This is a genomic window from Streptomyces sp. NPDC020422 (genome assembly GCF_044386705.1).
Taxonomy (GTDB): Bacteria; Actinomycetota; Actinomycetes; order Streptomycetales; family Streptomycetaceae; genus Streptomyces.
Window position 1 is genome coordinate 200810 of the sequence record NZ_JBIRVJ010000003.1, and the last position, 25624, is coordinate 226433.

A 25624-nucleotide genomic window follows, 5' to 3' on the forward strand; every position below is an offset into this window, starting at 1 on the left:
CCCCATGACCATTCTCGTAAGCGGCTCGGACACCCTGACCCGGGACGCCCTCACCGTCCTCCAGCCGGGCTTCGTCGGCACCACCGCGCCCGACTGGCTGCTCCGCCGCATCGGCGAGGGACTCTCCTCGGTCGGCCTCTTCGGCCGCAACATCGTCGCCCCCGAGCAGCTCGCCACCCTCACCGCGCAACTGCGCGCCGAGCGTGACGACGTCCTGGTCGCCATCGACGAGGAGGGCGGCGACGTCACCCGCCTCGAGGTGAACGAGGGCTCCTCCTTCCCCGGCAACTACGCGCTCGGCAGCGTCGACGACGTCGAGCTCACCCGGGCCGTCGCCCGCGAGCTCGGCCGCCGGCTCGCCGAGTGCGGGGTGGACCTCAACTGGGCGCCCTCCGCCGACGTGAACTCCAACGCCGACAACCCGGTCATCGGGGTGCGCTCCTTCGGCGCCGACCCCGAGCTGGTCGCCCGGCACACCGTCGCCTATGTCGACGGCCTCCAGGCCGTGGGCGTCGCCGCCTGCACCAAGCACTTCCCCGGGCACGGCGACACCAATGTCGATTCGCACCACGCGCTGCCCCGCATCGATGTGGACCTCGACACACTGCACGCCCGTGAGCTGGTACCTTTCCGCGCCGCCATCGCCGCGGGTACCAAAGCCGTGATGAGCGCGCATATCCTGCTCTCCGCGCTCGACCCCACGCGTCCGGCCACCCTGAGCCCGCAGATCCTCACCGGTCTGCTCCGCCGGGAGCTGGGCTTCGAGGGGCTGATCGTCACCGACGGCATGGAGATGCAGGCCATCGCGTCGACGTACGGCATCGAGCGCGGATCCGTCCTCGCGATCGCCGCGGGCGCCGACGCCATCTGCGTCGGCGGCGGGCTGGCCGACGAGGACACCGTACTGCGCCTGCGCGATGCGCTGGTGAACGCGGTACGGACCGGTGAACTGCCCGAGGAGCGGCTGGCCGACGCCGCGGCGCGTGTACGCGCCCTGGCGGCCTGGACCCAGGCGCACCGGGCTCGGGGGGCTGGATCGGGGCCGGGCGCGGCAGTGCAGGAGGGGACCGCGCCCGGCACCGACGTCGGTCTCGTCGCGGCCCGCAGGGCCCTCAGGCTGACGCCGGGGGAGCGCCCGTACGAGCCGATGACGGGCGCGCCCTATGTCGCCGCCTTCACCCCGGTCGCGAACTTCGCGGTCGGCGACGAGACCCCCTGGGGCATCGCCGCCGAACTGGAGCGGCTGCTCCCGGGCACCGAGACCGGCTCCTACGGCGCCGACGCCCCGGTGGACACCGTCCTCGCCGCGGCGGGGGAGCGGCGCCTGGTCGCGGTCGTACGGGACGCCCACCGGCACCCGTGGATGACCAATGCCCTGGACGCCCTGCTCGCGGCCCGCCCGGACACCGTGGTGGTCGAGATGGGCCTCGACGAGTCGGGGCCCCGCGGGGCCCTGCACATCGCCACGCACGGCGCCGCCCGGGTCTGCGGCCGCGCCGCGGCGGAGGCGATCGTCGGCCGCTAGCCCGCGGGTCGCGTACGCGAGAGGGGCCCGGCACCTGATCCAGGTGCCGGGCCCCTCTCGCGTGGGCTCCGGGCCGGGCGGGAACGGCGGGCGCTAGATGCCCTGCCAGGCCGGCTTGTTCGCGAAGGTGTGGCGGAAGTAGTCCGCGAGCTTCAGCTTGGAGGCGGCGGCCTCGTCCACGACGACGGTCGCGTGCGGGTGCAGCTGGAGCGCGGAGGCCGGCACGAGCGCGGCGACCGGGCCCTCGACCGTCTGCGCCACGGCCTCGGCCTTGCCCTCGCCGGTGGCGAGCAGCACCAGGTGGCGGGCCTCCAGGATGGTGCCGATGCCCTGGGTGATGACGTGGTGCGGCACCTGGTCGATGTCGTCGTCGAAGAAGCGCGCGTTGTCGACCCGGGTCTGCTCGGTGAGCGTCTTGATCCGGGTGCGGGAGGCGAGCGAGGAGCAGGGCTCGTTGAAGCCGATGTGCCCGTCGGTGCCGATGCCCAGGATCTGGAGGTCGACGCCGCCGGCCTCGGCGAGCGCCCGGTCGTAGGCCTCACAGGCCGCCTGGACGTCCTCGGCGGAGCCGTCGGGGCCCATGAAGGCGTCCTGGGAGAGCCCGAGCGGCTCGACGACCTGGCGGAGCACCGTGGAGCGGTAGGACTCGGGGTGCCCGGCGGGCAGCCCCACGTACTCGTCCAGCTGGGCGATGCGGGCGCGGGAGGCGTCCACGGAGCCGGCCGCGACCTTGGCGGTCAGGGCGTCGTAGATGGGCAGCGGGGTCGATCCGGTGGCCACGCCGAGCAGCGCGTCCGGCTTGCGGCGCAGGAGGTCGGCGATGCCGTCCGCGATCAGCTCGCCGCCCGCCTTGGCGTCCTTGACGATGACAACTTCCACGCTGTGCCTGCCGATCTGGTGAGGGGCTGGAAAGGAGCCTGGTGGTATAGACCAATCTAAGCCCAAATCTAGCAGAGCCGAAGCCCTCGGGGCATGCCGTTCCGGCCCGCGGACGAGCCCCCGGGGTCCGTCGGTGACCCGCCCCACCCATCGTCGGCCGCACCCGCCCCGCCAGCCACTTGGAGCCCTCGCGCCCCGGGGCCGGCCCCGGCCGGGTCAGGCCAGGGAGCCTCCCGTCGCGTCGATCCACTGCCCCGTCACCCAGCGCCCGTCGTGGGAGGCCAGGAAGGCCACCACATCGGCTATGTCCGCCGGCTCGCCGACCTTCCCGAGGGCCGACATCGCCGCGGCCCCGGCCCAGGCCTCCGCGTTCCCCCGCAGCCAGCCGGCGTTGATGTCGGTGTCGACGATCCCCGGCGCCACCGCGTTCACCGTGATCCCGCGCGGGCCCAGCACCTTCGACAGATAGCGGGTGAAGGCGTCCAGCGCGCTCTTCGACATCGCGTACGCGATCAGCTCCGGCATCACGGCCGCGTGCGAGAGCCCCGTGGACACGTTCACGATCCGGCCGCCGTCGCGCAGCCGCTCGGCGCCCTGCTGGGCCAGGAAGAACGGGGCCTTCGTGTTGACCGCGAAGATCCGCTCGTACTCCTCCTCGCCGATCGAGGCGAAGGGGGCCGAGGCGCCGATCCCCGCGTTGTTCACCAGGATGTCCAGACCGCGGTCCTCGCCGACGGCCGCGTCGAACGCGGCCCACAGCGCGGCCGCGTCGCCCGGGACCCCGAGCTCCTGCCCGAGGGCGAAGGCCTCGCCGCCCGCGCTGCGGATCGCCTCGACCGTCTCCTTCGCCGCCGCCTCGTTGCTCCCGTAGTGCACGGCGACCCGCGCGCCGTCCCGCCCCAGGCGCTCGGCGACGGCCCGGCCGATGCCCCTGCTGCCGCCCGTGACCAGTGCCGTCTTCCCCTTGAGCACGCCCATGGCGACGCCCCCCTCGTTTCTGTAGTGGTCGTTACGAAAAGAACCGTACCATCTTTCTTAGCGACCGCTATAGAATTGGGGCCATGACCTCGAAACAGCGCGGCCGGCCCCGTTCCTTCGACCGTCCGACGGCGCTGGAGCAGGCCACGATGGCGTTCTGGGAGCACGGGTACGAGACGACCTCCGTCGCCGACCTCACCCGGGTGATGGGCATCAGCGCCCCGAGCCTCTACGCGGCCTTCGGCGACAAGAAGACGCTCTTCGAAGAGGTCGTCGAGGAGTACGCGCGCTCTCACGGGGCCTTCGGCGGCCGCGCCCTCGCGGAGGAGCCGACCGCGCGCGACGCGATCGGCCGGATGCTCAGGGAGGCGGCGGCGGAGTACACGGACCCGGCCCATCCGCGGGGCTGCCTGGTGATCTCGGCCGCGACCAACTGCTCGACCTCCGAGGTCGAGGAGGCCCTGCGGGAGCGGCGCGCGGCCAACATCGCGACCTTCGAGGCGCGGATCCGCCGGGACGTGGAGGGCGGCGAACTCCCCGCGGGGACCGACCCCCGGGCCCTCGCCCGCTTCAGCGGCGCCGTCCTCCAGGGCATGTCGCAGCAGGCCCGCGACGGCGCGAGCAGGCAGGAGCTGGAGGCGCTGGCGGAGGCGGCCATGCGGGCCTGGCCGCCGACGAAGGCCGGCGCGAAGGCCGAGGCGGGGGTCGAAAAGGCCCCGGAAACACCCGCGGGCCGCGGCGCCTGACGGGACCCTCAACCCGTCCGGCACCGCAGCCCGGAGTTGCCCGGCCGTGGGTGTGCGGTGCCCTCGGCCGTATGGGAGGTCTCGGCGCAGTCAGGGCAGAGAGCGCCGGGTACCTCGTCCACCCTCCTGTGCGGGGAGGGTGGAGGCTTCTGTACAGCATTGTGGACTAGACCATTCTCGTCTGTCCATCCATAGGAGTCTGGCCTATCCGGGCCCATCCTCCAACACGGAGGGCCGGAGATCCAGGTTCACCGCCCTGTAATTCCGCGGGTACGCTCGCACACGTGCCCTCCATGAACGACCTCGTCCGCCAGCACACCGCTCTGAGCGAGTCCGACCTCGACTGGCTCCACACGCTGGTGTCGGAGTGGCAGCTGCTCTCCGACCTCTCCTTCGCCGACCTCGTCCTGTGGGTCCCCACCCTGGACGGCACCCGGTACGTCTCCGTCGCCCAGATGCGGCCCAACACCGGGCCCACCTCCTACCAGGACGACATGGTCGGCCACCTGGTCCCGCGCGGCCGCCGCCCGCTCCTGGACGCCGCCCTCGACGAGGGACGGATCGTCCGCGAGGGCGACCCCGAGTGGCGCGAGGAGGTCCCGGTCCGGGTCGAGTCCATCCCCGTGCGCCGCGAGGGCCGCGTCCTCGGCGTCATCGCCCGCAACACCAACCTGCTCACCGTCCGGACCCCGTCCCGGTTGGAGCTCACCTACCTCCAGTCCGCCTCCGACCTGGCCCAGATGATCGCCGCGGGCACCTTCCCCTTCCCCGGCGAGCAGGTCGACATGGACTCCTCGCCGCGGGCCGGCGACGGACTGATGCGGCTCGACGCCGACGGCGTCGTCCAGTACGCCTCGCCCAACGCGCTCTCCGCCTACCACCGGCTCGGCCTCGCCGCCGACCTCACCGGCCAGCACCTCGGCCAGATCACCGCCGAGCTCGCCCCCTCCCGCGGCCCGGTCGACGAGGCCCTGGCCACGATGGCCTCCGGCTACGCCCCGCGCGAGTTCGAGGTCGAGGGCAACGGCGGGGTGATCCAGCTGCGCGCCATCCCGCTCAAGCCCAAGGGCACCCGCATCGGTTCCCTGGTGCTCCTGCGGGACGTCACCGAACTGCGCCGCCGCGAGCGCGAGTTGATCACCAAGGACGCCACCATCCGGGAGATCCACCACCGGGTGAAGAACAACCTCCAGACGGTGGCGGCCCTGTTGCGCCTCCAGGCCCGCCGGATGGACTCCGAGGGAGGCCGCGAGGCCCTCAACGAGGCCGTGCGGCGCGTCGGTTCGATCGCCATCGTCCATGAGACGCTGTCCCAGAACCTGGACGAGCGGGTCGAGTTCGACGAGATCGCGGACCGGGTGATCGCCATGGTCGCCGAGATCTCCCCGGGCAAGGTGACCTGCCGGCGCAACGGCCGCTTCGGCATCCTCGACGCCGAGGTCGCCACCCCGCTGTCCATGGTCCTCACCGAGATCCTGCAGAACGCCCTGGAGCACGCCTTCGCGCCGGGGGAGCAGGGCACCGTCGAGGTCACCGCCGTGCGCGGCGAGCCCCGGGCCGACGCCCGGCTGCTGATCACGGTGAAGGACGACGGGCGCGGTCTGCCCGAGGGCTTCGACCCGCAGCGGGCCGGCAACCTCGGTCTGCAGATCGTGCGGACCCTGGTCGAGGGCGAGCTCGGCGGCAGCTTCGACATGCAGCCGGGAGCCGAGCGAGGCACCCGCGTGGTCCTCGACATCCCCGTGCAGCCGCAGAAGTAGGAACCGCCCTTCCCCGAGGGGGAGTTCCGCGGTTCACGGCGGCAACCCACAGCAGCGAGCCCCGGACCGAGGGAAATCGGTCCGGGGCTCGAATGCTGTGGGTTACTGCTGCGTGCTGCGGCTCGAGGGCGGTGATTGCGTACACGGTGTACGCGCCGCGTGCCTCAGGCTGTCACGGTGGCTCAGGCGCTGGCGTTGCGCGCCCGGTTGCGGGCGGCGCGGCGCTTCATCGCGCGGCGCTCGTCCTCGCTGAGGCCACCCCAGACGCCGGAGTCCTGGCCGGACTCGAGCGCCCACTGCAGGCACTGCTCCATCACGGGGCAGCGACGGCAGACGGCCTTGGCTTCCTCGATCTGCAGCAGCGCAGGACCGGTGTTGCCGATGGGGAAGAACAGCTCGGGGTCTTCCTCACGACAAACGGCGTTGTGACGCCAGTCCATGGCTGCTACCTCTCTCGGTGTTACGTGCGAGTTGCTTGTGAATGTGAACGCTTTCACGAATCCCCCCGCAAGGGAAGGGCCGACTGCCAGGTGAACTGGTGTGGTCCTGGTTACTGAGGAGGGGTTCTGGCTTTCAGAGGAGGCCGGTGTTGCGGGCCGTCCCGATCGCCAAGAAGAGACTCCCAAACCCCAGCAACGGATACAACCCCTTCTGGAAAGTTTTTTTTGATTCCTCGGTGTCGGCTCGGTCACAGCCGTACTTCTAGGGGGTGGTTGGCAGCCTAAACGTTCGAGTGGAAGGACTTTCGACCCTTCCGGTCACACAATCACACGCAGTGCACGGCGAACGCCTGTGAACGTCACGCTCGTGCGCAGCCCCAGGTGGTCTCCGTCCATCTGGAGAGGGAGCGGCACCTTCGAATGCAAGGTGAAGTCGGTCAGATCGTGCAGGGTCAGCGCATGCTTGCCGTGCGGCCCGCGCTCGGGGGTCGAGGTGAGCAGCTGGGTCGCGTACCGGGCCACCGAAGGGGCCGAGAGCCGGCTCAGTCCGAGCACGTCGAGGGCCGTCTCGAAGGACGCCTCCGGGGACGCGTACACCGGACGATTCCCCAGGTAGGTCCAGGGGGAGGTGTTGCAGATTATGGAGAGGACCAGATCCTCCACAGGATCCTCACCCGGGCGCTCCAGGGTGATCGTCCCGTGCCGCCGGTTCTGCTCGCCCAGGAACTGGCGCACCACCTGACGCAGATAGAGCGCGTGGGTCGAACGCTTGCCGCGTTCGCGCTGCTGTTCGACCCGGCCGATCACGCTCGCGTCGAAACCGAAGCCGGCACAGAACGTGAACCAGCGTTCCGGCACCGCCTCGTCCTCCGTGCCCGGCGTACCGGACGCCAGCCCGAGGCTCACCGTCCGTGTCCGCCGCTCACGCAACGCGTCGAGCAGTGCGCCCGTCGCCTCCACCGCGTCGTTCGGCAGCCCCAGCGCCCGGGCGAACACATTGGTCGAACCGCCCGGCACCACCGCGAGGCCCGGCAGCCGGTCCGGATCGGGCCCCGCGTGCAGCAGCCCGTTCACCACCTCGTTGACCGTGCCGTCGCCGCCGAGGGCCACGACCAGGTCGATGTCGTCCGAGTCGGCGGCCCGGCGGCCCAGGTCACGGGCGTGACCGCGGTACTCGGTCGTGACGGCCTCCAGCTTCATCTCGCTGGCGAGCGCGTGGATCAGCACGTCCCGGGTGCGGGCACTGGTGGTGGTTGCTGCCGGGTTGACCACGAGAAGCGCGCGCATGGTCGCCAGCGTACCTACCCGGCGGTACCGGGCCCAGCCCAGGCCCGCGCCGCCCGCCCTCCGGGCGGCCCCGGCTACCCTGCCTGCATGAGCAGTGCCGAGAGTGCCGAGAGTGCAGAGATGAGCAGTACGGAGCGGACCGCGCGGCCCGGGCGCCTCACGGCCGCCGCCGCGGTGGCCGGTGCCGAGGGCCTCGCCCTGGTGGCGGGCGGCCTGTACCTGCTGGTGAAGACCCTGACCGACGCCTCCGGCGACCTCACCTCGGGCGCCATGGGCGGGGCCACCCTGATCGCCCTCGGCCTCATCCCGCTCGCCGCCGCCCGCGGCCTGCTGCTGCGACGCTCCTGGGCCCGCGGCCCCGCGGTCATCACCCAGATCCTGGCGCTGCCGGTCGCCTGGCAGCTGCTCCAGGCGAACAGCGTCATGATCCCCGCCGGCATCGCCCTCGCGGTGCTCGCCGTGACCGGCCTCGTCCTGCTGGTGAGCCCGTCCACGACCGAGGCGCTCGGCATCAAGCGCCCCGGCCAGGAAGCTTGAGCCCTACTCCTCCACCAGGAGCTTCTCGCGAAGCGAGGCCAGCGTCCTGGCCAGCAGCCGGGACACGTGCATCTGCGAGATGCCGACCTCCTGCGCGATCTGCGACTGGGTCATGTTGCCGAAGAAGCGCAGCAGCAGGATCCGCTTCTCCCGCGGCGGCAGGTCCTCCAGGAGCGGCTTGAGCGACTCCCGGTACTCGACCCCCTCCAGGGCCTCGTCCTCCGCACCCAGCGTGTCCGCGACGGCGGGCGACTCGTCGTCCGTGTCCGGCACGTCCAGGGAGAGCGTCGAGTAGGCGTTCGCCGACTCCAGGCCCTCCAGGACCTCCTCCTCCGAGATCCCGAGCCGCTCGGCGAGCTCGTGCACCGTGGGAGAGCGCCCGTGCTGCTGGGAGAGCTCCGCGGTCGCCGTGGTCAGGGCCAGGCGCAGCTCCTGGAGCCGCCTGGGCACCCGTACCGCCCAGCCCTTGTCACGGAAGTGGCGCTTGATCTCGCCGACCACCGTCGGGGTCGCGTACGTGGAGAACTCCACGCCCCGGTCCGGGTCGAACCGGTCCACCGACTTGATCAGACCGATCGTCGCCACCTGCGTCAGGTCGTCCAGCGGCTCGCCGCGGTTGCGGAAGCGCCGGGCCAGGTGCTCCACCAGCGGCAGGTGCATCCGCACCAGCCGGTCGCGCAGCGCCGCCTTCTCCGCGGAGCCCTCCGGCAGGGCGCGCAGCTCGATGAAGAGCGCCCGCGCCCCGCTGCGGTCGTGCGGATCGGGGTGCTCCGGGGCCTCGGCGTGCTCCGGGGGCTCGGGGCGCTCGGCGGCCTCCGGCGACCCCGGAGCCTCCGGGGTCCCCGGAACCTCGTTCTGCTGGTCCTGCTCGCTCATCTGGTCCGCCTGCTCCGCGTGATCCGTAGCGACCTCGACTCCAGTCTCGACCGAGACCGACCCGGCCTCGGCATCCGGATGCGGCCGTGCCTGCTGCTCAGGGATGCCGGCCGTCGCGTCCCCGCGCCTCACGCCGGGCCTGGCCCCGCGCCGCGCTGTTTGTACAGGCTGATGGAGACCGTGCGGTCGTCCGCCACCGACGACTCCACCTTGCCGGCCAGCGCCGAGAGCACCGTCCACGCGAAGGTGTCCCGCTCGGGGGCCCGGCCGTCGGTCGTCGGAGCCGAGACCGTGACGTCGAGCGAGTCGTCGACCAGCCGGAAGACGCAGCTCAGCACCGACCCCGGCACGGCCTGCTGGAGCAGGATCGCGCACGCCTCGTCGACGGCGATCCGCAGGTCCTCGATCTCGTCGAGGGTGAAGTCCAAGCGCGCCGCGAGACCGGCCGTGGCCGTACGCAGCACGGACAGGTAGGCACCCGCAGCGGGCAGCCGGACTTCCACGAAGTCCTGGGTCCCGGGCTCGCCTGCGATCTGGGACACCCTCACCTCCAAGGTGGCACAAGCTCTTTCGGGGTCCGGGGAAGAACCCCCCGGACCAGGCGGTGCGCAGTCGGTTGCGCAGTCCGCCGAGACGCTATCGCGATCCGTCCCGCCGTGTCGCCGGGGGCCCTGAGGACCGGCCCCCGCCAGGCGGCCGCGGAGACCCGCGGAGGGGTGACGTACCCAGCCGTCAGACGATCGAACCGTCCACGAAGCACCAGCGCCAGCGTTCGTTCGGCTCGAAGGTCCGCATCACCGGGTGGCCGGTCGCGGTGAAGTGCGCCGTCGCGTGCCGCCCCAGCGAGGAGTCGCAACAGCCGACGTGCCCGCAGCTGAGGCAGAGCCGCAGCTGGACGGGGTGGGTGCCGTCGGCCAGGCACTCCGGGCAGGTGGGGTTCAGCGGCGCCGGTTCGGGGCGCGGCATGTCGGCAAGGTGCGGGCACTCGCTCATGATGGCCAGGTTACGTTGTGGCGGGAGTGACGTGAGCGGGAGCGGCGCGAGGCGCAGACGGGATCGGGCATGGACGCACTGCAGTTGGTGGCACTGGTCGCGGCGAGCGCCGCGGTGGCGGGGTTCGCCCGCCGCACCCCGGTCCCCGCGCCGCTGCTCCTGGTCGCCGTCGGTCTCGCCGCCGCCTATGTGCCCGGCGTGCCGGACTACACCCTCGACCCGCACATCGTGCTGCCGCTGATCCTGCCCCCGCTGCTGTACACGGCCGCCGTCGAGTCCTCCTACCTCGACCTGCGCGCCAACATCCGGCCCGTGGCGCTGCTCTCCGTCGGCTATGTGCTCTTCGCGACGTTCGCCGTGGGCTGGCTCGCCTACGTCCTCGTGCCCGACCTGCCGCTGACCGCGGCGCTCGTCCTCGGCGCGGTCGTCGCCCCGCCGGACGCGGTCGCCGCCACCGCCATCGCCCGCAGGCTCGGGCTGCCCCACCGGATCACCACGATCCTCCAGGGCGAGTCGCTGGTGAACGACGCCACCGCCATCACCGCGTACAAGGTGGCGCTCGCCGCGGCCGTGGGGGAGGGCATCAGCTGGGCCGGCGGCCTCGGCGAGTTCGCGCTCGCCGCGCTCGGCGGCATCGGCGTCGGCCTGGTCCTCATGGTGCCCATCCACTGGCTGCGCACCCATCTGACCGAGGCCCTGCTCCAGAACACCCTCTCGCTGCTCATCCCGTTCGTCGCCTACGCCGCCGCCGAGGAGGTCGGCGCCTCCGGCGTGCTCGCCGTCGTCGTGGTCGGACTCTTCCTCGGGCACAAGAACTGGCAGGTCGACTTCGCCACCCGGCTCCAGGAGGAGGCGGTCTGGAAGATGGTCGCCTTCGTCCTGGAGTCCGCCGTCTTCGCGCTGATCGGCCTCCAGCTGCCCTATGTCGTCCGCGGCCTCGGCCGGTACGGCATGGGGGAGGCGGCCTGGTACGCGGTCGGGGTCTTCGTCGCCGTGGTCGTCGTCCGCTTCGTCTGGGTCTACCCCGCCACCTTCCTGCCCCGCTGGATGTCCGCGGGCATCCGGGAACGCGAGCCCGAGGTGGACTGGCGGGCGCCGCTGGTCGTCGGCTGGGCCGGCATGCGCGGGGTCGTCTCGCTCGCCATCGCCTTCTCCATCCCCGTCGCCACCGACGGGGTCGAGTTCCCGGCCCGCAACCTGGTCCTCTTCCTGACCTTCACCACCGTGATCGGCACCCTGGTCGTCCAGGGCCTGACCCTGCCGCCGCTGATCCGCCGCCTGAAGCTGCCCGGACGCGACCGATACCAGGAGACCCTCGCCGAGGCGCAGGCCCAGAGCGAGGCCTCGCAGGCCGCCGAGGCCCGCCTCGACGCGCTCCTCGCCGACGAGCGCAACGCCCTGCCGCCGCCCCTCGCCGACCGGCTCCGCACCGTCCTGGAACGGCGCCGCAACGCCGTGTGGGAGCGGCTCGGCGCCGTCAACGAGCTGACCGGAGAGACCGCCGACGACACCTACCGGCGGCTCTCCCGCGAGATGATCGACGCCGAGCGCGAGGTCTTCGTACAGCTGCGCGACGCGCGCCGGATCGACGACGAGATGATGCGCACCCTGCTGCGCCGGCTCGACCTGGAGGAGGCGGCGGCCTACCGGGAGGAGACCGCCTGAGGCTCCGGCGCGCCGGTGACCACGGCCGCGATCCGGGTGCCGGGGGCGAAGGCGCCCTCCTCGGCGAGCGCCACGAGACCCCACAGCATTTTGGCGACATACAACCGCTCGATGGCGAGTTCATGCCGCGCCCCGAAATCCTCGGCGAAGGCGTCGAGGGCCGGTGTCGTACGGGCGTAGCCGCCGCAGTGGAAGCGCTCGTCCAGCCGCCAGTCACCGCGCGGGCCGCCGAACGCGGCCGTCTGGAGCGCCCGCACCTCCTCGCCCAGGAAGCCGCCCTTGAGGACCGGGACGCCCAGGGCGAGGCCGGGGAATCCGGCCGCGAGACCGGCCAGCGTGCCGCCCGTCCCGCAGGCGACCGCGGCCACGTCGGCCTGGCCCGCAAGCTCGCGGCCCAGCTCCGTGCAGCCCTCGACGGCGAGCGCGTTGCTGCCGCCCTCGGGGACCACGTAGACGTCCTCGGGGGCCCCGGCCTGCCGCAGCAGCCCGGCCAGGACGGCGGGCTCGTGCTTGGCCCGGTACGTGGCGCGGTCCACGAACAGCAGGCGCATGCCGTCCGCCGCGCACCGCGCGAGCGAGGGGTTCAGCGGGCGCCCGGCCAGCTCCTCGCCGCGCACCACGCCGAGCGTGCGGAAGCCGAGCAGCCGGCCGGCGGCGGCCGTCGCCCGCAGGTGGTTGGAGTAGGCCCCGCCGAAGCTGAGCACCGGGCGGCCGGCCGCCGCCCGGAGGTTGAGGGAGAGCTTGCGCCACTTGTTGCCGGGCAGGTCGGGGTGGATCAGATCGTCCCGCTTGAGCAGCAGCGCGAGGCCGAGCCGGGTGAACCGCTCGTCCTCGACGACCTCCAGGGGCGAGGGGAGCCGGGGCCGCAGGCGGTCGAGGTCGTGCGCGTTCACCCGCCCATTCTCGCGGACAGTGGGCGTGGCCGTCCCCGGTCGGGGCCGGGTCGCCGTGGCCGGGTGCCGGCGGGGGGCGTGGGCCGGTGCCGGCAGGGTCGTGGTCGGGTGCCGGCGGGGCTGTGGGCCGGTGCCGGCGGGGGCGTGGGCCGGTGCCGGCGGGGCTGTGGGCCGGTGCCGGCGGGGGCGTGGGCCGGTGCCGGCGGGGCTGTGGCCGGGTGCCGGCAGGGGCGTGGGCCGGTGCCGGCGGGGGCGGGCGGGGGTCAGCGCAGGCGGTCGGCGATGCGTTCGCGCATCGACGCCATCGTGAAGCCGCGCGGATCGACCTTCCCCGGCTGCCACTCCAGGTGCCCGATCACGGAGCGCTGGGTCCAGCCGTGCACCCGGCAGACGGCCGCCGCGGCCTTGGCGATGGCGTCGAGCTGGACCTTGGGCCACGGATCCTCGCCGTCGCCGAGGTTCTCGCACTCGAAGCCGTAGAAGTGCCGGTTGCCGTCGGTGGTGGCCTCGTTGTCCGGCGGGAGGCCCTTCTCGGCGATGACCGCGCGCAGCACCTCGTCGTCGCCCAGACCTGCGTGGTTGGCCCTGCCGTAGCCGACCAGGTGGACGGTGCCGTCCTTGGCGATCACGCCGTGGCACAGCGGCCCGGGCAGGGAGGCGTAGCCGTCCCGGCAGATGCGGACGGTGTTGCTGGTGCCCCGGGTGACGGTGTGGTGGATCATCACGCCGTGCACGGGGCCCCAGGGGCCCTTGTGGTTGCGGTTGTGGGTGCGCCATCCGCCGACCTCGACGACGTCGAGCCCCTCGTCGCGCAGCGCGTCGAGGAAGCGGTTCGCGGACATGGGTGAGGACATGACCGGCTCCTTTCAGACAGGGGGATACCGGCCCCACTGAGGTACCGGAGCGGCGCCCTCCGCTGCCATCCGTTCGAGCCACGTGCGAGCCGATCAGGACAGAGTTCGCAGCGGACACCCGAGGCGCTCCGCTGTTCGAGTGGAAAACCGTGCGCCATGCCCAGCGGAACACCGTCAACACCCACTCTTTTGTGTAATGGCGTGGGCACTCTCCGTGCTGACAGGCTTCCCTTCGCAGATCTGTCATACGAGAGGGAGTTCCATGTCCGTTGGTTCGGTTGGCTCGGTCGACGGCGAGAGCCGCGCGGATCAGGCGGCGCCGCAGCAGAGTCTCGGCACCGCCGCCGCGCGGAACCTGGCGTCCACCACCAAGTCGGCCCCGCAGATGCAGGAGATCTCCTCCCGCTGGCTGCTGCGGACGCTGCCGTGGGTGCAGGTCCAGGGCGGCACCTACCGGGTGAACCGGCGGCTCAGCTACACCGTGGGCGACGGCCGCGTCACCTTCGTGCAGACCGGCGAGCGGGTCGCGGTCATCCCCGCCGAGCTCGGGGAGCTGCCCGCCCTGCGCGGCTACGAGGACGAGGACGCCCTCGCCGAGCTCGCGGCCCGCTGCCGCCAGCGGGAGTACGCGGCGGGCGAGGTCATCGCCGCCCGCGGGAGCAGCACCGACCGCGTCGTCCTCCTCGCCCACGGCCGGGTCGAGCGGATCGGCGAGGGGCCGTACGGCGACGAGGCCGTCCTCGGCGTCCTCGCCGACGGCGCCTACCTCGGCGAGGAAGCCCTCCTCGCCGAGGACGCCACCTGGGAGTGGACCGCCCGCGCGGCCACCGCCTGCACGGTCCTCGAACTCACCCGCGCCGACGTGCTCGCCCTCGCCGAACGGGCCGGCTCCCTGGCCGGACACCTCGCGGGCGTCGCCGCCCTGCCCCGCCAGCGCACCAACAGCTACGGCGAGGCCGCCATCGACCTCTCCGCCGGCCATGTCGGCGAGGCCGTCATCCCGGGCGCCTTCGTCGACTACGAGGCCTCCCCGCGCGAGTACGAGCTGAGCGTCGCCCAGACCGTCCTGAAGGTCCACTCCCGCGTGGCCGACCTCTACAACCACCCGATGAACCAGACCGAGCACCAGCTGCGGCTCACCGTCGAGGCGCTGCGCGAGCGCCAGGAGCACGAGCTGGTCAACCACCGGGAGTTCGGTCTCCTCGCCAACTGCGACTACGGGCAGCGGATCCAGCCCCACGACGGCGTGCCCGGCCCGGACGACCTGGACGAGCTGCTCTCCCGCAGGCGCGGCTCCCGGCTGTTCCTCGCCCACCCCCGCGCCATCGCCGCCTTCGGGCGCGAGCTCAACAAACGGGGCCTGGTGCCCGACACCGTCGAGATCGACGGCGAGCGGATCCAGACCTGGCGCGGGGTCCCGATCTTCCCGTGCGACAAGATCCCGGTCACCGACGCCGGTACGAGCTCGATCATCTGCATGCGTACGGGCGAGTCCGACCAGGGCGTGATCGGACTGCACCAGACCGGCCTCCCGGACGAGATCGAACCCGGCCTCTCGGCCCGCTTCATGGGCATCGACGCGCAGGCGATCGTCTCCTACCTGGTCACCGCCTACTACTCGGCGGCCGTCCTGGTCCCCGACGCCCTCGGCGTCCTGGAGAACGTGGAGGTCAGCCGATGGCGCTGAGCGTGGACATCGCGCCCGGGGGCCGGAGCGCCCTGCTGCTCCTCGACCGCACCCGGGACGCCGTCGACCCCGAACTGCGCCGCGCCGTCGAGTCCTTGCCCGACTCGATACGACGGGTGGCGATGTACCACTTCGGCTGGGAGCACGCGGACGGGAGCCCGGCCGAGGGGGCGGGCGGCAAGGCGATCCGCCCGGCCCTGGTGCTCGCGGCCGCCCGTGCCTTCGGCGCGGACCCGGCCCCGGCGGTGAAGGCCGCCGCCGCGGTGGAGCTGGCCCACAACTTCACCCTGCTCCACGACGACATCGTCGACGAGGACCCCACCCGCCGCCACCGGCCCACGGCCTGGACGGTGTTCGGCGTCCCCGACGCCCTGATGGCGGGTGACGCGATGTCCGCTCTCGCGCTGCGGCTGCTCGCCGAGGACCCCCACCCGGCCGCGACCGCCGCAGCGGCCCGGCTGGCCGACTGCGTCATCGAGCTGTGCGCCGGGCAGCAGGCCGACTGCGCCTTCGAGCGGCGCGGGCCGCGCGAGGTGGGCCTGGACGAGGTGGTGCGGATGGCCGCGGCCAAGACCGGTGCCCTGCTCGGCTGCGCCTGCGCGGTGGGCGCGCTGTACGCCGGGGCGGGGGAGGAGGAGGTCGCCGCGATGGACGCGTTCGGCCGGGAGGCCGGGCTCGCGTTCCAGCTGATCGACGACCTGATCGGCATCTGGGGCGACCCGGGCCGGACCGGCAAGCCGGCCGGCGCCGACCTGGTCGCCCGTAAGAAGTCGCTGCCGGTCGTGGCGGCGCTCGGCTCCGGGACCCCGGCGGGCGAGGAGCTGGCCGAGCTGTACGCGCGCCCGGTCCTCGACGCCGAGGCGGTACGGGCGGCGGCGGACGCGGTCGAGCGGGCGGGGGCCCGGGACTGGGCGCAGATCCAGGCGGGCGAGCGCATGGCCCGTGCGGTGGAGCAGCTCTCCAGGGCGGTCCCGGACCTCGCGGCGGCCGGGGACCTGCTGGCGCTGGCGGAGTTCGTGACGCGGCGCACGCGCTGAGGGGTCCCCCGGAACCCGCCGAGAAAGGGGCTTGCGAAACCACTACGGGTGAAGCACTATGGGTGCAGTGGTCAGCGGTGGTGGAACCAGCGCGGATCGACCACGCCCCCTACGGAAAGAGATTCCGGCTTGCGCAAGCTCACGTACTACGTCGCCTGCACCCTCGACGGCTTCATCGGAGACCCCCATGGCGACGCCTCGTCCATGTTCCGCTTCGTGGACGAGGAGTACGCCGCCTTCATGTACGGCGAATACCCGGACACCGTCCCCACCGCGTTCCGCGAGGCCGCCGGTCTCGCGGACGTGCCCAACAAGCGCTTCGACACGGTGATCCAGGGCCTCGGTTCGTACCGCCTGGCCCTGGACGCCGGCATCACCAGCCCGTACGCCCACCTGCGGGAGCTCGTCGCGAGCCGCTCGCTCACCGAGTCGCCCGACCCCAACGTGGAGCTGGTCGCCGGCGACCTCGCCGCCAGGGTCCGCGCGCTCAAGGCCGAGGACGGCGGCCTCGGCATCTGGCTCTGCGGCGGCGGCCAGGTCGCCGGACAGCTCGTCGAGGAGATCGACGAACTCGTCATCAAGTCGTACCCGCAGGTCTACGGCTCCGGTACGCCGATGTTCGGCGGCGGCTTCGGCATCCGCGACTTCGCGCTCGACGACGTCCGGAGCTTCGGCAACGGGGTCGTCGTGCGGACGTACACCAGGAAGCGCTGACAGGGCTCGCGCCCTACGCTGGAGCCATGGTCGACGTGGCGCCGCACACCACACGGGACCCCCGGGCCGTGCACCCCTGCCCGGCCTGCGGGGAGCCCCGTGCCGTACTCGCGAAACGGCACAAGGTCCTCGGGGCCTGGGTGCCGGAGTGGGAGGTGCAGCCGTGCCGCAACCCGCGGTGCGAGCTGTACGAGCCGGAGCACGCCTCCGAGGACGCCCCCGAGCCCCCTGCGGGCGGGGGTACGGAAGCCGCTACCCCGCATCTGACCGGCAAGAACGGCGAGAGCGGCGAGACCGGGAGAAGTCCGGCCCCGGGGTGACCGGACGCGCGCCGGAGCCGGTCATACCGCTACAGTCCGCGCATGTCATCGGAGTCGACAGAAGTCTGGACCGGTTGGTACCGGGACCGCCTCGGCGCGGAAGCGATCACCATCGCGGCCGACGGGGGCCATGTGGCCACCCGGATCAGGGGAATCGAGTACACGGGCGCGAGCTTCGCCGAGCTGCGCGCCGCGGACGAGGGCGGGCAGGTCCTCACCGGTTGCGTACTGGAGTGGGACCTCCCGCTCCCCGTCGTCACGGACGGAGCCGCCCAACAGGCCACCCTGAGCTGCCTGCTGACGCTCGCCGAGCGGGCCGACCTCAGCCTCACGCTGCACTACGGCGGCGCGGCCTTCGAATCCGGCATCGCCGGCTGCGACTTCGAGGAGGCCCTCGCCCGGGTCAGGCGCCAGCTGCCGCCCGGCACCGAGTTCGGCCGGCGGCTGCCGCAGGCCGCCTGACCGCCCGCCCGCACACGAGGCGGCGAGGCCGGGCCGACCCCCGTGGGGGCCGGCCCGGCCTCGTCCTCGTGCCCGGGCTCAGGAGGTCTTGAACGCCGAGGCGAGGCCGTAGCGCCACAGCTGGTCGACACGGGAGCGTTCCTGGGAGTTGGGATACGCGTTCTGGCAGGACGTGCCGGGCCCGCCACCGGACATCAGCTCGCTGCACGGGCCGCTGTAGTGGTCGGGCAGACCGAGCACGTGCCCGGTCTCGTGGGCGGTGACGCGGGTGGAGTTGTACTGCTGGTTCTGCCGGTAGTCGAGGAAGATGTAGCCGTTGCCGTGGCCGTCGGTGCTCGCGTACGAACCGCGCGAGTCATTGCCCTCGTAGTAGGAGAAGTCGGCGTTGGACCCCTCCACCAGCCGGACGTTGACCACGGAGCTGTTCCAGATCTGCGCGGAACGGGATATCTGGGTGCGGAAGCTGGGTGCGTTGGCGGTGCTGTAGACGACGGTGACGGCGGTGGCACCAGGCGTGGCGGCCCGCTTCTTCGCCACGGACTTCACGACGGCGTCGAAGAACGCCTGGTTGGCCTTGGCCTCGGCGGTCGAACCGGCATAGCCCGCGTACGGCGCGGGGGACACGTCCGCCGAGGCGGGCGCTGCGCCGAGGGACAGGGTGAGGCCGGCGCCGAGGGCGGCGGTCAGCAGGGACGTGAGGACCTTCGGGTGTCGCATGGGGGGCTCCTCCTGTGGGGTTGAGGAGAGTGTCGGGGGAGCCGGGACGCACGGGAATGATGCCGACAGCCGATAACACGAAGACATCACCCCGCCCAACTCCCGCCGCATCCGCCCCGGTTGCCACCCCGCAGGCCCTCTGGTGCCGCCCCGCGCCCCCGCCCTAACCTCGGCACCATGGAGCTGGAGGTGAGGCACCTGCGGGCGCTGTGTGCCATCGCGGACACCGGAAGCCTGCACAAGGCGGCCCGCCGACTGGGTGTGAGCCAGCCGTCCCTGACCACCCAACTGCGCCGCATCGAGGACGCCCTGGGCGGGGAGCTCTTCTCCCGCACCCGCACCGGCTGCCACCCCACCCCGCTGGGCCGCACCGTCCTCGGCCGGGCCCGGCCCCTCGTGGACGGCATGACCGCGCTGGTCACCGAGACCCGGGCCGCGGCGGCGCGCGCGGGCGGCCCCGCCCTCCGGGTCGGCTCCACCGCGAGCCGCGCGCTGCCCGGCTGGCTGCGCCGGCTCCGCCACGTCCTGCCGGGCAGCGACATCGCCCTGCGGGTGGACGTCTCGGCCCACGCCCTGCTGCGCACGGTCGCCGCCGGCCGCCTGGACCTGGCCTTCGTCCACGAGGTCGAGGGCTGCCCGCTGCGCGTCCCGCCGGGCCTGCGCGGCCGCGTCCTGGTCGAACGGGAGCCCCAGTTCATCTCCATGGCCCGCGACCACCCGGCGGCCGGCCAGGAGGTCGTGGAGCTCGCCGACCTCGCCGACGACCGGTGGGCCGTGGACCCGGCCGTCGACGGCGAATGGGACGGCCTGCACCGGGTGCTGCGCGCCGCGGGCCTCGACCCGCCGCTGCTGCACGCCGACTACCACACGGCCGCCTCGCTCATCGCGCTCGGCGAGGCCGTCGCCCCCTGCCAGCCCACCTCGGGCCCGCGCGAGGACATGGCCGTCCGCCCCCTGCGGGGCGACCCGCTGGCCGTCCGCCTCCTGCTGTACGCGGCGCCGGGCGTCCCGCTGGACCGTCCGTACGCCGAACTGGCCGCCGCCTACCGCGAGGCGGCCCTCAGCGCGGCCCCGTACCGGAGCTGGCTGCGTGCGGGCGGGACGGCGGGACCGTGCATGATGACGGCATGAATCCCGAGCACCCGGCCCGTGTCCGGCACGCCCGCCCCGAGGACCTGGACCGCGTCGCCGAACTGGCCGCCGAACACGCCGCCTACGAGAAGGCCGCCCCGCCCGCCCCCGGCCTGGCCGCCCGCCTCCACCGGCTGCTGTTCGCCACCCCGTCCCCCCGCCTGCGCTGCCTGGTCGCCGAGCTCCCCGACACCACCCTCGCCGGCTACGCGACCTGCGCCCCCGAACTCTCCACCTGGGACGCCGCCGAGTACCTCCACATGGACTGCCTCTATCTCACCGAGGCGGCCCGCGGCCACGGTCTGGGCGCCCTCCTGGTGGCGGCCGTCCAGGCGGAGGCGACGGCCCTGGGCCTCACCGAGGTCCAGTGGCAGACCCCGCCGTGGAACGAGGGCGCCATCCGCTTCTACGACCGCCTGGGCGCGACGTCGAAGGAGAAGCGGCGCTACTCCCTGCCGGTCGCCTGACACGCGGCGGGGGCCCGGACCGCGTGTCGCGCTCCGGGCCCCCGGCCGTACGGTGCCGGCCCCCGGCGCCGGATGCGTCAGCCCTGCTCGGCTTCCCCACCCGCCTGCCCGGCGCCCTTGGCCTTGCCCGTCTTCTCGCGCATCTTGCGCACCAGCTCGGCCTTCTTGTCCGCCGCGTTGCGGCGGTCGAGGTTGCGGTGCGGACCGTTGTCCTGCCGCTCGGCACGCGACAGCCGCTTGCGCTGACCGCCGCCCTGGCCCACGGGATTGTTGATGTTCTTGCTGTCGGTCACGGGTTCTCCCGGTCGTGGTAGGCGATTGAGGTGCCCGAGAACGAGCGCACCCGCGGCCCGGGGAAAGAAGACCGCACCCGGGTCGCCAGGACGCCGTGCTCGGCGGCCTGCGGACCCGGGTGCGGTCGGGGAACGAGGAAGGTCAGGCCTTCTTCGTCTCCCAGAAGATGCGGTCGATCTCGGCGATGAGCTCCAGCGCCTTCTCTCCCGTCTTCGGGTCCGTCGAGGCCTTGGCCGCCGACAGGGCCTTCAGGGTGTCGTTGATGAGCGTGTGCAGCTCGGGGTACTTCTCGAAGTGCGGGGGCTTGAAGTAGTCGCTCCACAGCACCGAGACGTGGTGCTTGGCGAGCTCCGCGCGCTGCTCCTTGATGACCGTGGCGCGGGCCCGGAAGTGCGGGTCCTCGTTGGCCTGGTACTTCTCCTGGACGGCCTTGACCGACTCGGCCTCGATGCGGGCCTGGGCCGGGTCGTACACGCCGCAGGGGAGGTCGCAGTGGGCGCTGACCTTCACCTTGGGGGCAAACAGGCGGGAGAGCATGCTGCTGTCCTTCCTCGTGATCGTCTTCTCAGGTGGGACATTACTCGGTGAGAAGCGCGATTTCGCGAGCGCCCCCTAGGGCTTAGGACAAAAGTCCAGGGGTGGTCCGGGACTCGTGGACGATCGGACCGGGAGGTAGTCGATGGTGGAATCGGGGCGGGAGCCCGGGGCCCCGTTCGGGATCGCCGAGGTGACGGGGGTGTCGATGGTGCCCACCCTGCTCCACGGGGATCAGCTGTTCGTGCAGTACGGGGCGCGGTTGCGGCCCGGGAACGTGGCCGTGCTGCGGCATCCGCTGCAGCAGGACCTGCTCATCGTGAAGCGGCTGATCGAGCGGCGCGACGGCGGCTGGTGGGTGCTGGGGGACAACCCGGATGCCGAGGGCGACAGCCGGGTCTTCGGCGTCGTACCGGCGCAGCTGGTGCTGGGTCGGGTGCGGGCGCGGTACCGGCCCGTCACTCCCGGGCGTCAGCGGTCGATCGGGGTGCTGCTCGCCTGGCTGGTCTCCGCCGTGAGGCCCGTCAGGTCGGTGCGCTCGGCCTCCAGGCGCTTGCGGGCCCGGTAGGCGGCCACGTTGGCCCGGGTGGCGCAGCGGTCGGAGCAGTAGCGCCGGGAGCGGTTGGTGGAGGTGTCGAGGTAGGCGTTCCGGCAGGGCGCCGCCTGGCACAGGCCGAGGCGGTCCGCCCCGAACTCCGTCAGGTGGAAGGCGAGGCCCATCGCGGCGATGGCGGCGTAGCCCGCGGTCGCGTTCGAGGGGTGGTCGGCGAGGTGCATGTGCCAGCGCGGCCGGCCCTCCTCGTCCAGGTAGTCATGGCCGGAGATCTGCGGGCTCACCGGGAACTCCAGGAGCAGCGAGTTCAGCAGGTCGACCGCCTGGGTGTGGTCGCCGCCGTCGGCCGCCGCGAAGACCGCCCGCAGCCGGGCGCGCACCGCGCGGAAGCGGGTCACGTCGGAGTCCGTCACCCGCCGGGCCATCTGGGAGGCCTCGCCGAACAGCTCGCGGACCGCCTCGACCGAGGTCAGGGAGTCCTTGGAGCGGGCCGGCTCCTCGGTGTTGACCAGGCGCACGGCGTAATCCGAGTAATAGGCCAGTTCCACTTGTAGTCCTTACTCTGGCGGGCTAGGGTCGGGACGGAGGAGCGTAAGCGACGCTTCACCATCGAGGGTATTACGAAGAGGGTGAGGGCAGGGCATGGCGGACGCGGCGGTGACCGGAACCGACTGGGCGGGCTGGCAGCAGAGCTGGGACCGTCAGCAGGAGTGGTACATGCCGGACCGCGAGGAGCGGTTCCGCGTGATGCTCGACATGGTCGAGGCGGTCGTGGGACCGGAACCCCGCGTGCTCGACCTCGCCTGCGGTACGGGAAGTATTACGGACCGGCTGCTCCGCCGGTTCCCGAAGGCCACCAGCACCGGCGTCGACCTCGACCCCGCCCTCCTCGCCATCGCCGAGGGCTACTTCGCCGGCGACGACCGCGTCAGCTTCGTGACCGCGGACCTCAAGGACCCGCAGTGGGCCGCCGCGCTTCCGTACGACTCGTACGACGCCGTCCTCACCGCCACGGCCCTCCACTGGCTGCACAGCGAGCCCCTGGCCGCCCTGTACGGGCAGCTGGCCGGGCTGGTGCGCGAGGGCGGGGTCTTCATGAACGCCGACCACATGATCGACCAGGACACCCCCCTCATCAACGCCGCCGAGCGCGCCCGGCGGCACGCCCGCATGGACGCGGCGAAGGCCGCCGGAGCGCTCGACTGGGCCGACTGGTGGGCGCTCGCCGCCGCCGACCCGGTGCTCGCCGAGCCCACCGCCCGCCGCTTCGAGATCTACGGCGAGCACGCCGACGGCGACATGCCCTCCCCCCGCTGGCACGCCGAGACCCTCCGCGCCGCCGGCTTCGCCGAGGCCCGCCCGGTCTGGGCGTCGCCCTCCGACACGATGGTCCTCGCGGTGCGCTGACGAGCGGGTGCGCGGCACCAGGAAGGGGCGGTACGGGCCGCGAAGCCCGTACCGCCCCTTCCTCGTCGGCTGCGCCTACAGCACCTTCGACAGGAACGCCTTCGTCCGGTCGTGCTGCGGGTTGCCCAGGACGTCCCGCGGGTGGCCCGACTCGACGACGACGCCGCCGTCCATGAAGACCAGCGAGTCGCCGACCTCACGGGCGAAGCCCATCTCGTGCGTGACGACGACCATCGTCATGCCCGACTCCGCCAGGTCGCGCATGACGTCCAGGACGTCACCCACGAGCTCCGGGTCGAGCGCCGAGGTCGGCTCGTCGAAGAGCATCAGCTTCGGCTCCATCGCCAGCGCACGGGCGATCGCCACGCGCTGCTGCTGGCCGCCGGAGAGCTGCGAGGGGTAGTTGCCGGCCTTGTCGGCGAGGCCGACCCGGTCCAGCAGGCGCTCGGCGCGCTCGCGCGCCACCGCCTTCGACTCGCCCTTCACCTGCATGGGCGCCTCCATCACGTTGGCCAGGGCCGTCATGTGGGGGAACAGGTTGAAGCGCTGGAAGACCATGCCGATGTCCCGGCGCTGGGCCGCGACCTCGCTGTCCTTCAGCTCGTAGAGCTTGTCGCCCTTCTGGCGGTAACCGACCAGCTCGCCGTCGACCGAGAGCCGGCCGGCGTTGATCTTCTCCAGGTGGTTGATGCAGCGCAGGAAGGTGGACTTGCCGGAGCCGGACGGGCCGACCAGGCAGAACACCTCGCCGTTCTGCACCTCGAGGTCGATGCCCTTGAGGATGTGCGCGGCGCCGTAGGACTTGTGGACGCCCTCGGCCTTCACCATGGCAGTCACTTGGCCACCGCCTCACGGTTGGAGAATCGGGAGAGGTTCGCCTTGACCTTCTGCCACGGCGTCGGCGGCAGCGAGCGCAGCGAACCCTTCGCGTAGTGCCGCTCCAGGTAGAACTGGCCGATGCTGAACACCGTCGTCAGGACGAGGTACCAGATCGAGGCGACGAAGAACATCTCCATCACCGCGAACGAGGTGGAGGCGATGTCCTGGGCGGCCCGCAGCAGGTCCGGGTACTGGACCGCGACCACCAGCGACGAGGTCTTCAGCATGTTGATGAACTCGTTGCCGGTCGGCGGGATGATCACCCGCATCGACTGCGGCAGGATCACCCGGCGCATGGTCTTGCCCTGCGACATGCCGAGCGCGTGCGCGGCCTCGGTCTGCCCCTCGTCGACGGACTGGATGCCCGCGCGGACGATCTCCGCCATGTAGGCGCCCTCGTTGAGGCCGAGGCCCAGGAGGGCGGCCAGGAACGGGGTCATGACGTCCGTCATCTCGTCCTTGTAGAACCCGATGTTGAAGATCGGGAAGATCAGGGCGAGGTTGAACCAGATGAGCAGCTGGACGTAGACCGGGGTGCCCCGGAAGATCCAGATGTAGAGCCAGGCGACGCCGTTGGTCACCGGGTTCTTGGAGAGGCGCATGATCGCGAAGACGATGCCGAGCACCAGGCCCAGCGCCATCGAGGCCACGCTGATCAGGATGGTGTGCCACAGGCCCGAGAGGATGCTCGGGTCGAAGAGCTTCTCCGGCACGGTGGCCCAGCGCACGTTGCCCTGCGAGAAGGCGAAGACGAGCAGGGCCAGGAGGGCGACGACCAGGACGCCGGCGATCCAGCGGCCGTAGTGGCGCACCGGAATGGCCTTGATCGCCTCCGGCGGGGTCCCCGCCGGGGCGGGGGACGCCCCGGCCGGAACCTTGTCGATCTTGTCAGTCACAGCGACTGCCCTTCGGTGTTGCGGGACGAGGGTCAGGAGCCGCCGTTGATCTTGGCCGCGGGGATGGCGCCGTCGCCGGCGTTCCACTTGTCGAGGGCGGCCTTGTAGCTGCCGTCCTTGATGGCCGCGTCCAGGGCAGCGGCGAGGGCGTCCCGCAGCTGCGTGTTCTTCTTGTCGACGGCGATGCCGAAGAAGCCCGCGTCGGTCTTGTTGGCGATGGCCTCGAAGTCGTTGCCGCCACCGGCCGTCTGGGCGATGTAGGCCGCGACCGGCGAGTCGTTGAGGTCCGCGACGGCGCCGCCCGCCTTCACGCGGGTCTGGGCCTCGGCGTCGGTCGGGAAGGACTCGAAGGTGAGGGCCGGCTTGCCGTCCTTCTTGCACTTCTCGGCCTGGTCCTTGGCGGCCTGCTCGTACGTGGTGCCGCGCTGGACCGCCAGCTTCTTGCCGCACAGGTCGTCGAGGGACTTGATGTTCTCCGGGTTGCCCTTCTTCACCAGGATGCCGGTGGAGGCGGTGAAGTAGTCGACGAAGTCGACGCCGGTGCCGGTCTTCTTGCCCTTGTCGTCCAGACCCTCCTGGCGGGCCTTGGTGTCGGTCATCGAGGACATGACGATGTTCGTGCGCCCGGTCGGCAGCGCGGTGAGGAGGGTGTCGAACGTGCCGCTCTCGAACTGGAAGGTCACACCGAGCTGCTTGGAGAGGGCGGCGGCGATGTCGGGGTCGACGCCGACGACCTGCTCGCCCTTCTTGAACTCCATCGGGGCGTACGTGGCGTCCGTGCCGACCTTGATGACGCCGGACTTCTGGATGTCCGCCGGGAGCTTCGAGAAGAGCGGGGCCTTGCTGGAGCCGGCGGAGGAGGAGCCGCCCTCCTTCGTCGAGCCGCCGTTGGTCTGGTCGCCACAGGCGGTCAGCAGCATCGAGCCGGCGACCGCGATGGCGGCGACCGCGGCAAGACGGGAGGTGCGGGTCTTGGCGGTCGTACAGCGCGTGGAGCGTGCGGTCATGGTCGGGTTCCTCCGGCGTGTCGGGAGTTGCCTATAGGCCGCGCACGCACCTTCGAGTGCCGCGACCTCGTGTGATTACGCGCATC

General features: G+C 72.3%; 30 protein-coding genes. 14 read left to right on the forward strand and 16 right to left on the reverse strand.

The features are described 5' to 3' along the window. The first annotated feature begins 4 nt into the window (after window positions 1-4). Window positions 5-1525 (forward strand): glycoside hydrolase family 3 protein, encoded by a 1521-nt coding sequence (locus ACH414_RS08410; protein WP_391769504.1) that lies wholly within the window; start codon window positions 5-7, stop codon window positions 1523-1525. Between the two features lie 93 nt (window positions 1526-1618). Here the strand turns inward: ACH414_RS08410 and nagB are convergent, their stop codons facing one another. Beyond that, window positions 1619-2404, reverse strand: a complete 786-nt coding sequence (gene nagB / locus ACH414_RS08415; RefSeq protein ID WP_382537525.1) for a glucosamine-6-phosphate deaminase — start codon at window positions 2402-2404, stop codon at window positions 1619-1621. Between the two features lie 216 nt (window positions 2405-2620). Further along, window positions 2621-3382, reverse strand: coding sequence for an SDR family oxidoreductase (locus ACH414_RS08420; protein ID WP_382537528.1), 762 nt, complete (start codon window positions 3380-3382; stop codon window positions 2621-2623). A gap of 83 nt (window positions 3383-3465) precedes the next feature. Here ACH414_RS08420 and ACH414_RS08425 point away from each other — a divergent pair, with 83 nt between their 5' ends. Together ACH414_RS08425 and ACH414_RS08430 are read left to right on the forward strand one after the other, a co-directional pair. Next, entirely contained in the window at window positions 3466-4128 is a 663-nt protein-coding gene (locus ACH414_RS08425) for a TetR/AcrR family transcriptional regulator (RefSeq protein ID WP_398941247.1), read from the forward strand. Window positions 4129-4421: 293 nt separating this feature from the next. Beyond that, a complete protein-coding gene (locus ACH414_RS08430) occupies window positions 4422-5888 on the forward strand; it encodes a sensor histidine kinase (RefSeq protein ID WP_382538436.1) in 1467 nt (488 codons plus the stop codon). A 182-nt stretch (window positions 5889-6070) separates the two neighbouring features. On the opposite strand, the gene ACH414_RS08435 is transcribed toward ACH414_RS08430, so the two are convergent. Both ACH414_RS08435 and ACH414_RS08440 read right to left on the reverse strand, forming a co-directional pair. Next, window positions 6071-6328: a WhiB family transcriptional regulator gene (locus ACH414_RS08435; RefSeq protein ID WP_003953983.1), complete on the reverse strand. Its 258-nt coding sequence runs from the start codon at window positions 6326-6328 to the stop codon at window positions 6071-6073. Between the two features lie 318 nt (window positions 6329-6646). Beyond that, window positions 6647-7615 (reverse strand): diacylglycerol/lipid kinase family protein, encoded by a 969-nt coding sequence (locus ACH414_RS08440; protein ID WP_382537534.1) that lies wholly within the window; start codon window positions 7613-7615, stop codon window positions 6647-6649. Between the two features lie 120 nt (window positions 7616-7735). Between ACH414_RS08440 and ACH414_RS08445 the strand changes: the two genes are divergently transcribed. Beyond that, the gene (locus ACH414_RS08445) at window positions 7736-8152 is read left to right on the forward strand and encodes a hypothetical protein (protein ID WP_386565909.1); all 417 of its coding nucleotides are present in this window, start codon (window positions 7736-7738) and stop codon (window positions 8150-8152) included. A 3-nt stretch (window positions 8153-8155) separates the two neighbouring features. On the opposite strand, the gene ACH414_RS08450 is transcribed toward ACH414_RS08445, so the two are convergent. The 3 genes from ACH414_RS08450 to ACH414_RS08460 all read right to left on the reverse strand — a co-directional run bounded on the left by ACH414_RS08450 (window position 8156) and on the right by ACH414_RS08460 (window position 10021). Next, window positions 8156-9160 (reverse strand): SigB/SigF/SigG family RNA polymerase sigma factor, encoded by a 1005-nt coding sequence (locus ACH414_RS08450; protein WP_386565907.1) that lies wholly within the window; start codon window positions 9158-9160, stop codon window positions 8156-8158. Further along, entirely contained in the window at window positions 9157-9570 is a 414-nt protein-coding gene (locus ACH414_RS08455) for an anti-sigma regulatory factor (RefSeq protein WP_019889334.1), read from the reverse strand. The genes ACH414_RS08450 and ACH414_RS08455 overlap by 4 nt, the downstream gene beginning before the upstream one ends. A 190-nt stretch (window positions 9571-9760) precedes the next feature. Further along, window positions 9761-10021: a UBP-type zinc finger domain-containing protein gene (locus tag ACH414_RS08460; protein WP_382537542.1), complete on the reverse strand. Its 261-nt coding sequence runs from the start codon at window positions 10019-10021 to the stop codon at window positions 9761-9763. 69 nt (window positions 10022-10090) lie between these two features. Here ACH414_RS08460 and ACH414_RS08465 point away from each other — a divergent pair, with 69 nt between their 5' ends. After that, on the forward strand, window positions 10091-11686 hold the full coding sequence (locus tag ACH414_RS08465; protein ID WP_382537545.1) for a Na+/H+ antiporter: 1596 nt from the start codon (window positions 10091-10093) through the stop codon (window positions 11684-11686). Here the strand turns inward: ACH414_RS08465 and ACH414_RS08470 are convergent. Both ACH414_RS08470 and ACH414_RS08475 read right to left on the reverse strand, forming a co-directional pair. Next, window positions 11665-12579 carry a 1-aminocyclopropane-1-carboxylate deaminase/D-cysteine desulfhydrase gene (locus ACH414_RS08470; protein ID WP_398941250.1) on the reverse strand — a complete coding sequence of 305 codons (915 nt, stop codon included), beginning with the start codon at window positions 12577-12579 and terminating at the stop codon, window positions 11665-11667. The two genes, ACH414_RS08465 and ACH414_RS08470, sit on opposite strands and share 22 nt — an antisense overlap. 263 nt (window positions 12580-12842) lie before the next feature. After that, window positions 12843-13433, reverse strand: a complete 591-nt coding sequence (locus ACH414_RS08475; protein ID WP_382537550.1) for an N-acetylmuramoyl-L-alanine amidase — start codon at window positions 13431-13433, stop codon at window positions 12843-12845. Between the two features lie 262 nt (window positions 13434-13695). Here ACH414_RS08475 and ACH414_RS08480 point away from each other — a divergent pair, with 262 nt between their 5' ends. The 5 genes from ACH414_RS08480 to ACH414_RS08500 all read left to right on the forward strand — a co-directional run bounded on the left by ACH414_RS08480 (window position 13696) and on the right by ACH414_RS08500 (window position 17653). Further along, window positions 13696-15120 (forward strand): family 2B encapsulin nanocompartment shell protein, encoded by a 1425-nt coding sequence (locus ACH414_RS08480; protein WP_382537553.1) that lies wholly within the window; start codon window positions 13696-13698, stop codon window positions 15118-15120. Beyond that, on the forward strand, window positions 15111-16157 hold the full coding sequence (locus tag ACH414_RS08485; RefSeq protein WP_398941252.1) for a family 2 encapsulin nanocompartment cargo protein polyprenyl transferase: 1047 nt from the start codon (window positions 15111-15113) through the stop codon (window positions 16155-16157). The genes ACH414_RS08480 and ACH414_RS08485 overlap by 10 nt, the downstream gene beginning before the upstream one ends. A 129-nt stretch (window positions 16158-16286) precedes the next feature. Beyond that, on the forward strand, window positions 16287-16871 hold the full coding sequence (locus ACH414_RS08490) for a dihydrofolate reductase family protein (RefSeq protein ID WP_382537559.1): 585 nt from the start codon (window positions 16287-16289) through the stop codon (window positions 16869-16871). Window positions 16872-16897: 26 nt separating this feature from the next. After that, window positions 16898-17191 carry a hypothetical protein gene (locus ACH414_RS08495; protein WP_398941253.1) on the forward strand — a complete coding sequence of 98 codons (294 nt, stop codon included), beginning with the start codon at window positions 16898-16900 and terminating at the stop codon, window positions 17189-17191. 42 nt (window positions 17192-17233) lie between these two features. Then, on the forward strand, window positions 17234-17653 hold the full coding sequence (locus ACH414_RS08500; protein WP_391769499.1) for a DUF6304 family protein: 420 nt from the start codon (window positions 17234-17236) through the stop codon (window positions 17651-17653). A 78-nt stretch (window positions 17654-17731) separates the two neighbouring features. On the opposite strand, the gene snpA is transcribed toward ACH414_RS08500, so the two are convergent. Then, window positions 17732-18370 carry a snapalysin gene (gene snpA / locus ACH414_RS08505; protein WP_386565900.1) on the reverse strand — a complete coding sequence of 213 codons (639 nt, stop codon included), beginning with the start codon at window positions 18368-18370 and terminating at the stop codon, window positions 17732-17734. A gap of 177 nt (window positions 18371-18547) precedes the next feature. Between snpA and ACH414_RS08510 the strand changes: the two genes are divergently transcribed. Then, complete coding sequence (locus ACH414_RS08510) at window positions 18548-19501, forward strand: LysR family transcriptional regulator (protein ID WP_382537571.1); 954 nt, start codon at window positions 18548-18550, stop codon at window positions 19499-19501. After that, the gene (locus ACH414_RS08515) at window positions 19498-19968 is read left to right on the forward strand and encodes a GNAT family N-acetyltransferase (protein ID WP_382537575.1); all 471 of its coding nucleotides are present in this window, start codon (window positions 19498-19500) and stop codon (window positions 19966-19968) included. The genes ACH414_RS08510 and ACH414_RS08515 overlap by 4 nt, the downstream gene beginning before the upstream one ends. Window positions 19969-20045: 77 nt before the next feature. Here the strand turns inward: ACH414_RS08515 and ACH414_RS08520 are convergent, their stop codons facing one another. After that, entirely contained in the window at window positions 20046-20261 is a 216-nt protein-coding gene (locus ACH414_RS08520; RefSeq protein ID WP_382537578.1) for a DUF6243 family protein, read from the reverse strand. Window positions 20262-20403: 142 nt separating this feature from the next. Then, on the reverse strand, window positions 20404-20799 hold the full coding sequence (gene sodN / locus ACH414_RS08525) for a superoxide dismutase, Ni (RefSeq protein WP_046907284.1): 396 nt from the start codon (window positions 20797-20799) through the stop codon (window positions 20404-20406). A 142-nt stretch (window positions 20800-20941) separates the two neighbouring features. On the opposite strand from sodN, the gene sodX reads away from it, so the two are divergent. Further along, window positions 20942-21364 (forward strand): nickel-type superoxide dismutase maturation protease, encoded by a 423-nt coding sequence (gene sodX, locus ACH414_RS08530; protein WP_382537583.1) that lies wholly within the window; start codon window positions 20942-20944, stop codon window positions 21362-21364. On the opposite strand, the gene ACH414_RS08535 is transcribed toward sodX, so the two are convergent. Further along, window positions 21268-21897 (reverse strand): CGNR zinc finger domain-containing protein, encoded by a 630-nt coding sequence (locus ACH414_RS08535; protein ID WP_382537586.1) that lies wholly within the window; start codon window positions 21895-21897, stop codon window positions 21268-21270. The two genes, sodX and ACH414_RS08535, sit on opposite strands and share 97 nt — an antisense overlap. Before the next feature lie 94 nt (window positions 21898-21991). On the opposite strand from ACH414_RS08535, the gene ACH414_RS08540 reads away from it, so the two are divergent. Beyond that, window positions 21992-22756 (forward strand): class I SAM-dependent methyltransferase, encoded by a 765-nt coding sequence (locus ACH414_RS08540; RefSeq protein ID WP_386565894.1) that lies wholly within the window; start codon window positions 21992-21994, stop codon window positions 22754-22756. 75 nt (window positions 22757-22831) lie between these two features. Here ACH414_RS08540 and ACH414_RS08545 read toward each other — a convergent pair whose 3' ends face one another. Genes ACH414_RS08545 through ACH414_RS08555 form a run of 3 tightly spaced genes read right to left on the reverse strand, consistent with a single transcriptional unit; the run spans window position 22832 to window position 25538 of the window. Continuing rightward, on the reverse strand, window positions 22832-23593 hold the full coding sequence (locus ACH414_RS08545) for an amino acid ABC transporter ATP-binding protein (protein WP_382537591.1): 762 nt from the start codon (window positions 23591-23593) through the stop codon (window positions 22832-22834). After that, on the reverse strand, window positions 23590-24531 hold the full coding sequence (locus ACH414_RS08550) for an amino acid ABC transporter permease (protein WP_382537594.1): 942 nt from the start codon (window positions 24529-24531) through the stop codon (window positions 23590-23592). The genes ACH414_RS08545 and ACH414_RS08550 overlap by 4 nt, the downstream gene beginning before the upstream one ends. A 32-nt stretch (window positions 24532-24563) precedes the next feature. Beyond that, window positions 24564-25538 (reverse strand): ABC transporter substrate-binding protein, encoded by a 975-nt coding sequence (locus ACH414_RS08555; RefSeq protein WP_382537597.1) that lies wholly within the window; start codon window positions 25536-25538, stop codon window positions 24564-24566. Between the last annotated feature and the right edge of the window lie 86 nt (window positions 25539-25624).

Excerpts from the sequence above, each read along its gene's own strand:
- ACH414_RS08410 (WP_391769504.1), top strand. The coding sequence starts at position 5 with ATGACCATTCTCGTAAGCGGCTCGGACACCCTGACCCGGGACGCCCTC.
- ACH414_RS08420 (WP_382537528.1), bottom strand. The coding sequence starts at position 3,382 with ATGGGCGTGCTCAAGGGGAAGACGGCACTGGTCACGGGCGGCAGCAGG.
- ACH414_RS08425 (WP_398941247.1), top strand. The coding sequence starts at position 3,466 with ATGACCTCGAAACAGCGCGGCCGGCCCCGTTCCTTCGACCGTCCGACG.
- ACH414_RS08430 (WP_382538436.1), top strand. The coding sequence starts at position 4,422 with ATGAACGACCTCGTCCGCCAGCACACCGCTCTGAGCGAGTCCGACCTC.
- ACH414_RS08435 (WP_003953983.1), bottom strand. The coding sequence starts at position 6,328 with ATGGACTGGCGTCACAACGCCGTTTGTCGTGAGGAAGACCCCGAGCTG.
- ACH414_RS08440 (WP_382537534.1), bottom strand. The coding sequence starts at position 7,615 with ATGCGCGCGCTTCTCGTGGTCAACCCGGCAGCAACCACCACCAGTGCC.
- ACH414_RS08445 (WP_386565909.1), top strand. The coding sequence starts at position 7,736 with ATGAGCAGTACGGAGCGGACCGCGCGGCCCGGGCGCCTCACGGCCGCC.
- ACH414_RS08460 (WP_382537542.1), bottom strand. The coding sequence starts at position 10,021 with ATGAGCGAGTGCCCGCACCTTGCCGACATGCCGCGCCCCGAACCGGCG.
- ACH414_RS08465 (WP_382537545.1), top strand. The coding sequence starts at position 10,091 with ATGGACGCACTGCAGTTGGTGGCACTGGTCGCGGCGAGCGCCGCGGTG.
- ACH414_RS08475 (WP_382537550.1), bottom strand. The coding sequence starts at position 13,433 with ATGTCCTCACCCATGTCCGCGAACCGCTTCCTCGACGCGCTGCGCGAC.
- ACH414_RS08480 (WP_382537553.1), top strand. The coding sequence starts at position 13,696 with ATGTCCGTTGGTTCGGTTGGCTCGGTCGACGGCGAGAGCCGCGCGGAT.
- ACH414_RS08485 (WP_398941252.1), top strand. The coding sequence starts at position 15,111 with ATGGCGCTGAGCGTGGACATCGCGCCCGGGGGCCGGAGCGCCCTGCTG.
- ACH414_RS08495 (WP_398941253.1), top strand. The coding sequence starts at position 16,898 with ATGGTCGACGTGGCGCCGCACACCACACGGGACCCCCGGGCCGTGCAC.
- ACH414_RS08500 (WP_391769499.1), top strand. The coding sequence starts at position 17,234 with ATGTCATCGGAGTCGACAGAAGTCTGGACCGGTTGGTACCGGGACCGC.
- snpA (WP_386565900.1), bottom strand. The coding sequence starts at position 18,370 with ATGCGACACCCGAAGGTCCTCACGTCCCTGCTGACCGCCGCCCTCGGC.
- ACH414_RS08510 (WP_382537571.1), top strand. The coding sequence starts at position 18,548 with ATGGAGCTGGAGGTGAGGCACCTGCGGGCGCTGTGTGCCATCGCGGAC.
- ACH414_RS08515 (WP_382537575.1), top strand. The coding sequence starts at position 19,498 with ATGAATCCCGAGCACCCGGCCCGTGTCCGGCACGCCCGCCCCGAGGAC.
- sodN (WP_046907284.1), bottom strand. The coding sequence starts at position 20,799 with ATGCTCTCCCGCCTGTTTGCCCCCAAGGTGAAGGTCAGCGCCCACTGC.
- sodX (WP_382537583.1), top strand. The coding sequence starts at position 20,942 with ATGGTGGAATCGGGGCGGGAGCCCGGGGCCCCGTTCGGGATCGCCGAG.
- ACH414_RS08540 (WP_386565894.1), top strand. The coding sequence starts at position 21,992 with ATGGCGGACGCGGCGGTGACCGGAACCGACTGGGCGGGCTGGCAGCAG.
- ACH414_RS08555 (WP_382537597.1), bottom strand. The coding sequence starts at position 25,538 with ATGACCGCACGCTCCACGCGCTGTACGACCGCCAAGACCCGCACCTCC.